At 63.4% G+C, this 12,496-nt stretch carries 14 protein-coding genes and 1 tRNA gene; 8 read left to right on the top strand and 7 right to left on the bottom strand.

What is annotated here, in order from left to right:
• Positions 1 to 182 precede the first annotated feature (182 nt).
• The 4 genes from FBZ93_RS24915 to FBZ93_RS24900 form a co-directional block, all read right to left on the bottom strand.
• Positions 183 to 905, bottom strand: coding sequence for an LrgB family protein (locus FBZ93_RS24915; RefSeq protein WP_146989328.1), 723 nt, complete (start codon positions 903 to 905; stop codon positions 183 to 185).
• Positions 902 to 1,288, bottom strand: a complete 387-nt coding sequence (locus FBZ93_RS24910) for a CidA/LrgA family protein (protein WP_146989326.1) — start codon at positions 1,286 to 1,288, stop codon at positions 902 to 904. The genes FBZ93_RS24915 and FBZ93_RS24910 overlap by 4 nt, the downstream gene beginning before the upstream one ends.
• A gap of 250 nt (positions 1,289 to 1,538) precedes the next feature.
• On the bottom strand, positions 1,539 to 1,985 hold the full coding sequence (locus tag FBZ93_RS24905) for a PaaI family thioesterase (RefSeq protein ID WP_146989324.1): 447 nt from the start codon (positions 1,983 to 1,985) through the stop codon (positions 1,539 to 1,541).
• 5 nt (positions 1,986 to 1,990) lie between these two features.
• Entirely contained in the window at positions 1,991 to 2,425 is a 435-nt protein-coding gene (locus tag FBZ93_RS24900) for an acyl-CoA thioesterase (protein WP_146989322.1), read from the bottom strand.
• Positions 2,426 to 2,620: 195 nt separating this feature from the next.
• Here FBZ93_RS24900 and FBZ93_RS24895 point away from each other — a divergent pair, with 195 nt between their 5' ends.
• Positions 2,621 to 3,178 carry a TetR/AcrR family transcriptional regulator gene (locus tag FBZ93_RS24895; RefSeq protein ID WP_146989320.1) on the top strand — a complete coding sequence of 186 codons (558 nt, stop codon included), beginning with the start codon at positions 2,621 to 2,623 and terminating at the stop codon, positions 3,176 to 3,178.
• Positions 3,179 to 3,245: 67 nt separating this feature from the next.
• On the opposite strand, the gene FBZ93_RS24890 is transcribed toward FBZ93_RS24895, so the two are convergent.
• Entirely contained in the window at positions 3,246 to 3,737 is a 492-nt protein-coding gene (locus tag FBZ93_RS24890) for a hypothetical protein (protein ID WP_050419521.1), read from the bottom strand.
• Positions 3,738 to 3,924: 187 nt separating this feature from the next.
• Between FBZ93_RS24890 and FBZ93_RS24885 the strand changes: the two genes are divergently transcribed.
• Positions 3,925 to 4,206, top strand: coding sequence for a PsiF family protein (locus tag FBZ93_RS24885; protein WP_167529203.1), 282 nt, complete (start codon positions 3,925 to 3,927; stop codon positions 4,204 to 4,206).
• 264 nt (positions 4,207 to 4,470) lie between these two features.
• The gene (locus tag FBZ93_RS24880; RefSeq protein ID WP_146989318.1) at positions 4,471 to 5,556 is read left to right on the top strand and encodes an AbrB family transcriptional regulator; all 1,086 of its coding nucleotides are present in this window, start codon (positions 4,471 to 4,473) and stop codon (positions 5,554 to 5,556) included.
• Positions 5,557 to 5,710: 154 nt separating this feature from the next.
• Here the strand turns inward: FBZ93_RS24880 and FBZ93_RS24875 are convergent, their stop codons facing one another.
• Positions 5,711 to 6,271, bottom strand: a complete 561-nt coding sequence (locus FBZ93_RS24875) for a disulfide bond formation protein B (RefSeq protein WP_433995440.1) — start codon at positions 6,269 to 6,271, stop codon at positions 5,711 to 5,713.
• Between the two features lie 170 nt (positions 6,272 to 6,441).
• Between FBZ93_RS24875 and FBZ93_RS24870 the strand changes: the two genes are divergently transcribed.
• Positions 6,442 to 6,526 (top strand) — tRNA-Leu (locus FBZ93_RS24870).
• Positions 6,527 to 6,961: 435 nt separating this feature from the next.
• On the opposite strand, the gene FBZ93_RS24865 is transcribed toward FBZ93_RS24870, so the two are convergent.
• The gene (locus tag FBZ93_RS24865) at positions 6,962 to 7,312 is read right to left on the bottom strand and encodes an alpha/beta hydrolase (protein ID WP_146989314.1); all 351 of its coding nucleotides are present in this window, start codon (positions 7,310 to 7,312) and stop codon (positions 6,962 to 6,964) included.
• Positions 7,313 to 7,481: 169 nt separating this feature from the next.
• Here FBZ93_RS24865 and FBZ93_RS24860 point away from each other — a divergent pair, with 169 nt between their 5' ends.
• The 4 genes from FBZ93_RS24860 to FBZ93_RS24845 all read left to right on the top strand — a co-directional run bounded on the left by FBZ93_RS24860 (position 7,482) and on the right by FBZ93_RS24845 (position 12,377).
• On the top strand, positions 7,482 to 8,033 hold the full coding sequence (locus FBZ93_RS24860) for a Csu type fimbrial protein (RefSeq protein ID WP_146989312.1): 552 nt from the start codon (positions 7,482 to 7,484) through the stop codon (positions 8,031 to 8,033).
• Positions 8,034 to 8,176: 143 nt separating this feature from the next.
• On the top strand, positions 8,177 to 8,857 hold the full coding sequence (locus tag FBZ93_RS24855; protein ID WP_167529201.1) for a fimbrial biogenesis chaperone: 681 nt from the start codon (positions 8,177 to 8,179) through the stop codon (positions 8,855 to 8,857).
• 16 nt (positions 8,858 to 8,873) lie between these two features.
• Positions 8,874 to 11,297: a fimbria/pilus outer membrane usher protein gene (locus FBZ93_RS24850; protein WP_167529200.1), complete on the top strand. Its 2,424-nt coding sequence runs from the start codon at positions 8,874 to 8,876 to the stop codon at positions 11,295 to 11,297.
• An 87-nt stretch (positions 11,298 to 11,384) separates the two neighbouring features.
• On the top strand, positions 11,385 to 12,377 hold the full coding sequence (locus FBZ93_RS24845) for a Csu type fimbrial protein (protein ID WP_146989306.1): 993 nt from the start codon (positions 11,385 to 11,387) through the stop codon (positions 12,375 to 12,377).
• Positions 12,378 to 12,496: the final 119 nt, after the last annotated feature.

Raw genomic sequence — 12,496 nt, 5'->3', positions numbered from 1 at the left:
CGTTTGCGGCGACGACCCTAGAAGGATTTGCTGCCCAACGCCATACCCATAGCACAAAACTGCCCTGCAACCGGCTTATCTCTATTTGAGCATGATCTCCGCGCAAACGCGTTCCGCGTTTGTCGCGAGGGAAAACCGGTTGCCACTTTGCGCTAACGCGGCCCTGCCGGTCCGGATCATGCTCAGCGCAGCAGATATGTCACGGCCAGCGGCACCAGCAGCGAGGTGACCAGCGCGTTCAGGCTCATCGCGATGCCGGCAAAGACGCCCGCGACCTCGTCGACCTGGAAGGCCCGCGCGGTGCCGATGCCATGGGCGGCGATGCCGGCGGCAAAGCCGCGGCCGCGGAAGTCGGTAATCCCTGTGAAGTTCATCAGCGGCGTGACGATGATTGCCCCCATGATGCCGGTGAGGATCACCGACACCGCGGTCAGCGAGGGGTCGGCATGCAGGGATTCGCTGATGCCCATCGCGACGCCGGCCGTGACCGATTTCGGCGCCAGCGACAGGATGATCTCGCGGGGCAGGCCGAAGGCCCGCGCCAGCAGCACCACCGAGACGATCGCCGTGAGCGAGCCGACCGCGAGCGCAACCAGCATCGGCAGGACCGCCGCCGCAACCCGCTTGCGGTTCTCGTAGAGCGGCACCGCGAGCGCGACCGTCGCCGGCCCGAGCAGGAAGTGGACGAACTGCGCACCGGCAAAGTAGGTGGTGTAGGAGGTCCCCGTCAGCAGCAGGAACAGTCCGATGATCCACAGCGAATGCAGCACCGGATTGGCGAGCGGATGCCGCCTTGTCTTCAGCGACACCGCATCGGTCGCGGCATAGGTCACGAGCGTCACCGTCAGCCAGAGCAGCGGCGACTGCGAGAGATAGACCCAGAGCGAGAACGGATTGTCGTTCACAGCGTCTCGTCCTCGCGCGCGAAGAGACTGCTCGCCGCAACAAAGGTCGCGACCGTCGCCAGCAGCGTGACGATGACCGACACCGCGAGGATCACCAGGATCGCGACGCCGTGCTCGGCGAGCAGATCGAGCTTCTGCACCACGCCGACGCCGGCCGGAATGAACAGCAGCGAGAGATTGGCCAGCATGCCGCGGCTTGCGCTCTCGACGCCGTCATTGCCGAGCGGCCCGCGCGCCAGCGCCGGATAGCGGTCGCGCGCCAGCAGCAGCAACAGCAGAAGCACGAGACCAACCACCGGCCCCGGCACCGGCACGGCAAGCGCGCGCACGCCAACCTCACCGACGAGCTGACAAAGTAGGATCAGGCTGAGGCTGGCGATCATGACAAGGCGCCCACGCGAAACATCCGCCTATCAGGTCGTTGTGGCGGTGGCTTGTCAATGCGCCGATCTTAGATGCGTGCGCAAATGCTGGGCACGTCGGTTTTCCGCTCCAATATGCCGAGAGGTTATGAGGCTATCACCGCCGTCATTGCGAGGAGCGATAGCGACGAAGCAATCCATTCCTCCCCTTGCGGAACGATGGATTGCTTCGCTTCGCTCGCAATGACGTGGATGGAACGATGCGTTCCCCCTATCCCTCCCGCCGCTGCAGCGCCATCAGCGTGCCGCTCATGGTCGCAACCAGCGTCTCCACGCCGTCCTGCACCGCATAGGCGCGGCCGTCGCAGACGGTGAGCGTGCGGCCGGGCTTGACCACGACGCCGCGGAACACGAACCGCTCGCCGCAGGCCGGCGCCAGCAGGTTGGTCTTGAACTCCACGGTCAGGATGTCGGAGCCTTCGGGCATCAGCGTGAAGGCGGCGATCCCGCAGGCATTGTCGAGCCCAGCGGTGATGATTCCGGCATGCACAAAGCCGTTCTGCTGGCTGTACTCAGGCGCATAGGGCATCGCGAGATCGACTTCGCCCGGCTCGATGCGCGCAATCGAGATGCCGAGCGTCTGCATCGCGCGCTGGCGCGCGAATGTTTCGGTTGCAACTGCGCGATAGTCGGGATTCTTCGGTTCGAAACGAGGCATGGCGGTCATGCGATCGCGGGCTCTGACGGCACGAGATGCGGCATCGCCGCGTAGCGGATCGCCGGCGCAAACGGCGCCGATTTGCGCGCGGCGCGATCGATGTGCACGGCGGTGATCTCGCAAGTCGCGGCGATCTCGCCGGTCTCGGCATTGCGCATCTCGTGCAGGATGCGGATCGACTTGTCGCGGAATTCGACCAGCCGGCTCTTGACCTCGACGAGGTCGCCGGCGAGCAGCTCGCGCTTGTAGGCGATGTTCTGTTGCACGGCGGCCATGCCGCGGCCGGACTCGCGCAGATAGGTGGGCGTCAGGCCGAGCCGCGCGAACATGTTCCAGCTCGCCTCGTCGAACTTGCCGACATACCACATGACGTTCATGTGGCCGATGTGGTCGCAGTGCCAGGGATAGACCGTGCCGCGATAGGTCGCCTCGCCTTCCATTCTGCTCCTCCCCGATCGTGATACGGTAGCGTATCAAGCACAAGGCGGGCTAGCAATACGGTACCGTATCAAGCACGATCCGGACCCGCAGGGCCGCGTTAGCGCAAAGTGCGCGCGGTTTTCCGAAAAGATCGTGCTCAAACAAGAGACTAATGCGCGATGACCCGATCGCGCATCGGGATCCGCGGAGATCACATGACTGAGAGCAAGGGCGACGTCTGGGTCGCGGCCGGCTTTGCCGAACTCGCCCATAGCGGCGTCGACGGCGTGCGGGTCGAGGTGCTGGCGAAGAATCTCGGCGTCACCAAGGGCGGTTTCTACCGCCGCTTCAAGGATCGCGCCGCGCTGCTCGAGGCCATGCTGACGCGCTGGCGCGACGGCCGCGTCGCCGCGATCGAGAAGCAGACCGCGCTCGACGGTGCGAGCGCGCGCGAACGGCTGAAGGCGATCATCACGCTCTATTCGGAGCGCATGAACACCGAGGCGATGGCGGTCGAGCTCGCGATCCGGCAATGGGCGCGCACCGACGAGGCTGCTGCGACCGCCGCCGCGAGTGTCGATGCGGCACGGCTGAAGCAGGTGGGCCAGCTCTATCGCGCCACGGGGCTGCCGACTGAAGAGGCCGATGCGCAGGCCTTCCTGTTCTACTGCTTCATTTTCGGCCAGAGCCTCTTGTTCCTCGAGCGCGGTCCGCGCAAGCGCGCGCAACTGCTGGCGCAATCGGCGGACAAGCTGCTTGCGGAAGGCCCGTAGAGCCTCGGCCAAAAGAAAGCGGCCGGCTTACGCCGGCCGCCTGCTCGAAAACGCATCGCGAAACGGCTCAGGCGCCCTTCAGGTGCTTGTTGCATTCGCTGTAATAGCCGCCGCCCTTCTGGATCCACTTCATGCCGCCATTGCCGCCGGTGGTCTTGTTGGCGTTGTACTGGTCGAGGCAGCTGTGCATGCGCTGCTTGCCCTCGGTTTCCTTGGCGTATTTGGGATCGACCGCGTTCGGAAACACGGCGGGCCCTGCCGGCGCGGCGGGTGCTGCCGCGGGAGCGGCTTCCCGTTTGGCTTCCTTCGGCGCGGCCGGAGCAGGCGCGGCAGCAGCGGGCGGCGGCGCGGCGGGCGCCGCGGCCGGGGTCGCGTCGGCGCCGCATTGCGCCTTGCGGAAATCATTCCACTTCTGGCCGTTGAGGGTGCCGGCCGTCTTGGCCGCCTGATACTTGGCGCTGCATTCCTGCGCGGTCAGGGCCTGCGCCGGCGCGCTCGCCGCAAAGGCTGCAAAGCCCGACACCGCAATCACACACAACAATCTGGTCTGAATGGTCATCCCTGGTCTCCCGTCATCCCTGGTTGGGGGCATTGGCGTAAGACCATTATCCTAGCGCAACCCGGACTTGCGACAACGTGCGGGCGCGCCTGCGCGTTAAAATATTGTGGCGACAGGACCACCGCGTGTTCATCCACGGTTCAGCATCGCCGCGCAACGTTTCGGCTCCTTTCCTCAGAGGTGCCCCATGATGAAGATTTCCTCCCTTGCGACCGTGACCGCCCTTGCCTCCGCACTGCTGATCGGCGGCGCCTTCGCGCAAACCGCCGCGCCCGCCGCCAAGGACGCGGCTCCGAAGGCCGACGCCAAGATGGCGAAGGAAGCCAAGCCGCGTACCGCCGAGTCGCTGGAATGCTCGAAGCAAGCCGACGCCAAGGGCCTGCACGGCAAGGAGCGCAAGAAATTCCGCTCCGAGTGCAAGAAGAACGCATCGGGCGGCGCCGCCGCGGCGCCCGCGGGCACGAAGTAACACACACACACCGTGGCCACCCTCCCCTGGAGGGGGAGGGTCGGCACACGTTGAGCGCAGCGAAACGTGTGTCGGGGTGGGGTGATCTCTCAACACGGGCAGCTCCCGATGGGAGAGACCGTCACCCCACCCCGCCGCTCATTTCATTCGCGTCGACCCTCCCCCTCCAGGGTAGGGTGAAGGAAGAATGCCCGCGTTTTCGGGCGCAATGCTGCAATCGCGAGATGCATTTGTCGCGTCCGCGCGAATTTGCCATAAGGCGGCGTGACCTTGATCCGCGCTTCGATGGCAACGGCCATTCCCGACCGCAGCAAAGTTCTGAACGGGCTCGAGACCCTCGTCATCGGCGCCGGCGGCGGCCTGCTGTTTTTATGGGCGGGATTGCCGGGCGGGCTGATCTCGGGGGCGATGTGCGCGGTCGGGATCGCAGCATTGGCCGGCCGGCCGCTCGCGGTGCCGCCGGTGCTGACGCAATCGGTGCTGCTGCTGCTCGGCATCTCGCTCGGCTCGCTGATGTCGCAGCAATTGCTGCAGCATATGAGCTCCTATCCCCTCACCATCGCCCTGTTGGCACTGGCGACGTTCTGCTCGACCTTCGGCTCGAGCCTCTATCTGCAGCGCATGCATGGCTGGGACCAGACCTCGGCTTTCCTCGCCGGCAGCCCCGGCGCGCTCTCGCAGATCACGATCCTCGCCGCGGAGAAGGGCGCCGACGTCGCGGCGATCGCCGTGGTGCAGACCATGCGCGTCATCATCCTGACCGCGGCCCTGCCGCTGGTGCTGGCGCTGACCGGGGTGACGCACGCCGCGCCGCCGCCATTGCCGACGACCGTCGCCTCGCCGTTCGGCCTGATCGCCCTGGTCGCCGGGTCGATCGGCGTCTCGCTGCTGCTGCGCTGGATCAAATTCCCCGCCAGCTGGATGTTCGGCGCGATGCTCGCCTCCAGCCTGCTGCATGGCTCGGGCCTGGTCGACGGCGGCCTGCCGCCCTGGCTCCGCAATATCGCGCTGGTCGGCATCGGCGCCATTATCGGCACCCGCTTCGCGCGGATGAAGACCTCGACCCTGCTCAGCCATGTCAATGCCGGGCTCGGCTCGTTCGCGATCGCGATCCTGATCTCGGCCGTGTTCGTCGCGGTGATCGCCTTCACCACCCACGTACGGCTTGCCGACGTCGTGGTCGCCTTCGCGCCCGGCGCGATGGACGCGATGCTGGCGCTGGCCCTGACGCTGCACATCGACCCGATCTTCGTCGGCGCGCATCACCTGTCGCGGTTCTTGTTCGTGACCATCTCGACGCCGGGCATCATCCATCTGTTCGGACGGCCGCAGGACGACGTCGACGATTAGGGTGGGCGAACACCTCTTGCTTCCGTCATCCTGAGGTGCGAGCGGAGCGAGCCTCGAAGGATGAACGGCCCGGTCGGTGGCCGTGCATGCTTCGAGACGGCCGCTATGCGGCCTCCTCAGCATGACGGATCACGGGAAGTCGTATCTTTCGGCCTCAGGCCTTCGCGGCCCGCATCACGCCCCGGCCGGCGATCGCGGCCATCAAGAGCGAGATCAGCACGTTGTAACCGGCGAGCGAGACGCCGAGGAAGCGCCACTGCACCTCGTCGCAGCGGACCACCTTGACCTTGTCGAGCTGATCCAGCAGCGAGCCGGCCTTGCCGAAATCCACCATCGGGCCGGTGCAATCGGTCGGCCCCTGCCAGAAGCCCCATTCGACGCCGGCGTGATAGGCGCCGAGCCCGGCATTGGCGAGCGCGGCGAGGCCGAGAATCGCAAGGCCCGCGAGCAGCACCGGGCGCGCCGTGCCGCGGGCGGCCGCGAGCGCCACCAGGGCGCCGAGCGGGACCGCGAGGTAATAGGCATAGCGCTGCTCTAGGCAGAGCGGACAGGGCATGATCTCCAACACGAGCTGGAAGAACCAGGCGCCGGCCAGCGTCACTGCTGCGATCACGGCGATCGCCAGGGCCGAGGTCAGCGCCGGATTGCCGGTGGCGGAAGCATCCGACGGATGGGCGGTGGCGGTCGTCACGGCGGTCCTCCTGCGAGCATCCATTCGGCAGGGTCAGGCCCTGCCCCACGCTCGACCCGGGTCGTATCGCGTGAAAATACCGCTGTCGAGGCGCGGGACAATCACATCCGCGCGGGTTGACCGTGACGGGCCGGCCGCTATAGTCCGCCGCGCTTCGTGACCCCGGCCCTTTACCGGTCTGGACCATCGCGAATGCCCCTGTGGCGGAACTGGTAGACGCGCTCGACTCAAAATCGAGTTCCGCAAGGAGTGCTGGTTCGATTCCGGCCAGGGGCACCAACAGTCCGCTCGCCGTCGACCGCCAGCGTTCATTTTCTCCAATAACGACGGGCATAAGTCGCATCTGCGACTTCGCGGTCGTTCGCTCAGCTCTCACGGTATCCAGCGGATGGAGAAATTCGGGGCAGAAGGCGATGCCCCGACTCCCCTTAAGAAGAAGCAGGCTGGATTCAGATGATGAGAACGAGGTCGATCCCCCGGAATGGAAGGAAGGCCGCAGCCGCAAGTTCGAGGTGGTCAATACTGCGACGCTCATCCGACAAGCGAATGTCGAAGACAAGCATGGCGCCGAGCTCTGTGTCAGACTCCGCAAGCCTTTCCGCACCACAACTCGGATGTTAGCGCTGCTCCATCACCTGCCGGCTTGAGGGGCGCACGACCTGGTTCATTGGATGCGGGTTCATAACGCAATCAATCGATCGACCTAGTGAACGATCAAGCCTTCACGGAGATGCGCCGCGAATTTTCGGTTTCTCGCAAGCCAGCGTTTCGATTGGGCCCGCCTGCAGCGCAATCTTGCAAGCCGGCCGGAAAGCAATGCACAGGCGCCAGACGATAATCGACGACGACGGCCGGCGTGCCGGACAGAAGCATTCCAGTGACGGCTCGGTAGTCGCGGGAAAACCCGCCGACCCAGCCGCCGTCATGGGTGTAGACGAAACGACGGGCAGAAACGGCACAGGTGTCGACTCCGGGTCCGCCGGTCAGCGTTGGCCGGCCATATAGTTTTTTGATGGGGCGATAAATTCCGATAGTTCGATCGGGCGTCGTTAAGCTTTTGCTCATTCAAAGTTTACCCAAATTTGATGTTTTTGTTCACGACGACGGCCTGCTTGTCCGAGCCCGAATGGCAAAACCGGCCACCAGAACGCGTCGTTTGAAGGACGCTCGGGAAGCTTGCGGACCGGCCTGCAATGCGACCGGCAAGGTTCTCGATCATTGTTGAAAGATTCGCATGAGGTACAACGGTGGGAAACGACAAGTCGGGCAGGCTGCGCGAATCCGGGCGGTCGTGCTCTTCGTTGCCCTGGCATTCGGTTGCCAAAGCTCCGCCCAAGCCGGCACGTCGACCGCGAATTTGACCGTTCAGATCACCATTACGGCGTCCTGCACAATCAACGCTGCAACACTCAATTTCGGGAGCGTGTCCGGAACAACGCTTGCGACCACCCTGCAATCCGGCAGCACAACAGTCTCGGTCACCTGCACCAATGGCAGCCCGTACTCCATCGCCATGGATAATGGAGCAAATCCGTCCGGCAGCCAGCGGCGGATGGCGAATGCCGGGAATTTCATCAGCTACAATCTCTTTACCGATGCGGCCCATACCAACCCCTGGACCACGGCCACCAGCAGCACAACCTGCACGACCACGAATGGCTGCTTTCTCGGCACCGGCAACGGATCGGCCCAGACGATCAACATTTACGGTGACGTTCCCGCTACCGGCACCGCGCCGAACACCGGCACCTATACGGACACAGTGGTCATGACCATCACGTACTGAGGAGAGGCCGCAGCCGCGGCCCGATGTTCCGTTGCGTTCGCGTATCGACCAACTGCCTTCAGGCACAAGACTCGAGATCGATCGGCATCGCGATGCATCAACATTCGATTCTGCTAACCGCATTTTGCGCAAGCCTGGCATGCATGGATATTGCGCATGCAACAGCGCTTCGCGTTGAACCCGTTCTCCTGGAGTTGAATGCACCGGCGGCAGCGGCGTCCCTGACACTGCGCAATGATGAAGATGCCGACGTCGAGGTTCAGACTCGCGTGCTTCGTTGGTCGCAGTCGGAAGGCAAGGAGAGCCTTGAACCGACAACGGATGTGGTGGCATCGCCGCCAGCCGTCAGGATGGCCCCTCATTCGGACTACGTCGTGCGAGTCGTGCGGGTGTCGAAGCAGCCGATCCAAGGCGAAGAAAGCTATCGTGTCATCGTCGACCAACTACCGCGAGCAGGCGGCAGGCAAAGAGGCACCGTCAATCTCCTGGTACGACAGTCGATCCCGGCGTTTTTTCGCGGCCGCGAGATCAGCCGGCCAGAGGTCTCCTGGGCGTTCCGCGCCGAAGCCGGCAAACTGACCGTCGTAACCCGCAATGCCGGCGACGAGCGGCTACGTATCGCAAACCTGCGGCTCAAGGATTCTGCGGGAGCCACCCTGTCCTTTGGCAACGGCCTCCTCGGCTACGTGCTCGGACGGTCCTCCATGAGTTGGACCACGCTGAAATATCCTCACGGCTTTGGATCCGGCGGATCCATCTCTGTCACGGCCGAAACGGACAAGGGCCCGACTCATGCGGTTATTGAGTCGCCGGCTCGTCGGTAGAAGGGGCTCCGCAGTTGTGTCCATCGCAGCACTACTCGGCATGATCCTCTGTGCCGGGCGCGCTCGCGCCGGCGAAAACCAGACAAATCTGCAACTCGACGTCGTGATCAACTCGGTGCCTGCCCGAATGATCGGATCGTTCGTCCGGTTTGATAACGGTCGGATCGGGGGAACGCTGGAAGAACTAGAGAGCTTGGGCTTGCGTCCGGGTCGGCCGCATCGACCGGACGAGATCATCGCGCTCGATGATATCCCGACCCTGAAGTATCGATACGAGGAGAGAACGCAGCGGATATTCATCATCGTCGACGAGGCTGGGCGCAAGCCGCAGGCCCTTGACGCAGGCGGCTTCAGGGGCACCCTGCCGAGGGCGCAGGCCGATCCTGGCGCGGTGCTGAATTATGATCTGCTGACTTCAACCAGCAACATCTCTACCTCGAGATCGATCGGGCTCGCCAACACATCGCTTTTGCTCGACGCCCGGGCGTTTTCGCCTTACGGCACCGCCGAACAGTCGGCGATCATCCGCAGTGGTCCGCAGCAGCCTGCGCAGGCGACAAGGCTGAATTCGTCCTTCCAGTATTCCGACCAGGACCGGATGATCAGCTACGTCGCGGGGGATACGATCAACGGCGGACTCGCCTGGTCGCGTCCGGTCAGGATCGGCGGCTTGCAGGCCCAACGCGATTTCACCCTGCGGCCCGATCTCATTACCGCGCCGCTCGCGACAATCGGCGGCAGCGCGGCAGTGCCGTCAACCGTCGACGTCTATGTCAACAACATCAGGACATTTTCTCAGGACGTCGCGTCCGGCCCTTTCAGCGTGAACAACGTTCCGCTGATTTCCGGCGCCGGCACGACGCAGCTCGTGGTGCGGGATTCGGCAGGTCACGAAACCCGGACGTCGGCGCCGTTTTATGCGAACGCGAGCCTGCTTGCGCCCGGGCTGAGCAGCTGGTCGGTGGAAGCCGGATTGCCTCGCCTGTCCTACGGTTCGAGCAGCGACGTCTATGTTGGCTCGCCGGTCGGATCTGCAACCCTGCGGCGCGGCATCTACGACGGGTTAACGGCAGAGGCACACGCCGAAGGCGGAGCCGGCGTCATCAACGGCGGGATCGGCGGTGTCTTGAGGACCGGGACGACAGGTGTCGCCGCCGTGGCCCTGGCCGGCAGCGGCAGCGGCAAGAACCGCGGCATGCAGACCTATGCTTCCTACGAGACCCGACTTTTCGACGTGAGCATTTCGGCCAGCTCGCAACACACTTTCGGCACCTATGACGACCTGGCCTCGGCCACCGCCCGATTGCAAAACATCGCGACGTTCAACGGCGGCCTGCAGAACCTGAACGGTCTGTTTAACTACCTGCCCGGCGGCGTCGCTTCGGTGTCGAACTCGTTTGCTTATGTGACGGGCATCTATGGCAGCGCCCGTGCACCGGTCGCACTCGATCGGATCACTTTCAGCACCCCGATGCCGTTCGACTCCAGGGCCAGCCTCAGTGCAAGCTTTGTCGATCTGCGCGATGCCTCGGGCAATCGTTCGAATATTGTGACGGCCTCCTACTCGCGTTCGTTGCCGTACAATGCGTCGGTATTCACCACCGTCTTCCACGATTTCGGTAGCAAGAGGAATACCGGCATATTTGCCGGTTTGAGCATGCCCATCGGCGACTCTGCTTCGATCACGAGCGGGGTTTCAAGCGGTCGGAGCGGTACGATCGCTAGCGTCGATGCCGTCAGGTCGCTTGGGCCGGAGCCCGGCAGTTACGGCTGGCGTGTGCACGATTCCGAAGGCTCGGCCAGTTACCGGGAGGCCACGGCTTCCTACAGGTCGAGCTACGGCACCATCCAGGCTGGCGCAAGTCAGGCCGGATCCAGCGCAGTGGGATCGCTGGAATTGCGCGGTTCGATCACGACCATCGGAGGCGGCGTTTTCCTTTCGAACTGGATCGACGACAGCTTTGCGGTGGTCACGACAGGCGTGCCGGATGTCGAGGTCCTCAACGAGAACCGCTGGGCGGGCGTCACCGATTCCCGCGGCATGTTGCTGATACCGATGCTTCGTTCCTACCAAAACAACAAGATTGCGATCGATCCGACAAACCTTCCAGTCGACAACGAAGCCGCAACGACGCATGACATCGTAGCTCCGGCCGATCGCGCCGGGATACTCGTCAGATTCGACGTCCGCAAGGAGACGACGGCCGCGCTGGTTACCTTTGTCGGAGCTGATAATCGCGTTCTACCCGCCGGCGCCGTCGGCCGCATGACCGGTGGAGGAGAGTTTGTTGTCGGCTATGACGGACAGGCCTACATCAAGGGATTGTCGGCAATGAACGAAGTCGAGATCGACCTGGCCGATTTGCGCTGCCGTGCAACGTTTGCGTTTGTCCCGAAGCCCGGCGAACAGGTCCGGATCCCCGGGGTGGTGTGCCGATAATGCATTCGTTCATTCGCAAACAAGATCTCCGTACGTCAATCGCCTGGATAATCGGTTCCGACCAACACGCATTGTGAGATTGAGCTCGTGGTCATCGGCTTGAAGCGAACCCTGCTCTTTGCCCTGCTCCTGCAGCTTGCGGCAGCATTTTCGGCTCACGCCCAAAGCTGCTCCGTTACCTCGGCGTCGGGCAACTACGGATCTGTCGACATTCTGGCCGGCGGCGCCGTTGATACGACCTCGACCTTTACCGTGACATGCAGCGGCTGCGCCCTCGGCTGCACGGTCAATGCGTGTGTGCAATTCAACCAGGGGGCGCCCAACAGCAGTAGCTCGGTTCGATCGCTGGGAAGTGGCGCGAACACGGCAATCCACGAGCTGTATTCGGATTCGGGGCGCACGCAGGTCTGGGGATCGTGGGGATACGGAACCACCGCGTATGGCTCCGGCGGCGTCAGCATCAATCTGAATCTTCCACTTTTGGGCGGACCCGCGCAACAAAGTCTGACTGTCTATGGCCGCTTCCTGGCCAATCAGCAGGCAACGATACCCGGAACCTACGTCTGGAGCACGACCTCTCCGGTCGTCGCCTACGCAACCTATCTTCTTGCGAGCCCGAATTGCTCGTCGAACCCCGGAACGACGACAAATGCAGGCGCCTCGCCCTGGACGGCGACAATCGCCGGAAATTGCATTGTTTCAACCACCCCACTCAATTTCGGCAACGCTTCGCTGTTGACGTCAAACATTGACGGCGTTGGAACGATTTCAGTGAAGTGCACCAATACGACCCCGTACTCGATCAGTCTCGATAACGGAGTGAACGCAAGCGGCAGCCAACGGCGCATGCAGGCAGGTGCAAGCTTCATCACATACAATCTCTATACGGACCCAGCCCGGACCAGCGCCTGGACGAGTACAACATCCGCCACGACCTGCACTTCCGGTGCCAGCACCTGCGTCCTCGGTACAGGAACAGCTTTGACCCAGAACGTTTCGGTCTATGGACGCGTTCCGCCGCAGAGCTCACCACCCGCCGGAAGCTACGCGGACACCATCGTCGTCACCGTGACCTTCTAGCCAGCCTGGTCTTCGCGCTCCACGACCATTCGACGGCGTCAAATAGACGGACCGATGCCTCGCCCCTATCCTGGCTCCTGTACGGCGTCCTTGCATAAATAGCAGCATAATTGAATATT

The organism is Bradyrhizobium macuxiense, from assembly GCF_007993935.1.
Lineage (GTDB): Bacteria > Pseudomonadota > Alphaproteobacteria > Rhizobiales > Xanthobacteraceae > Bradyrhizobium > Bradyrhizobium macuxiense_A.
The sequence above is the reverse complement of the archived record's forward strand: the minus strand, read 5'-3'. Positions and strand labels throughout refer to the sequence as shown.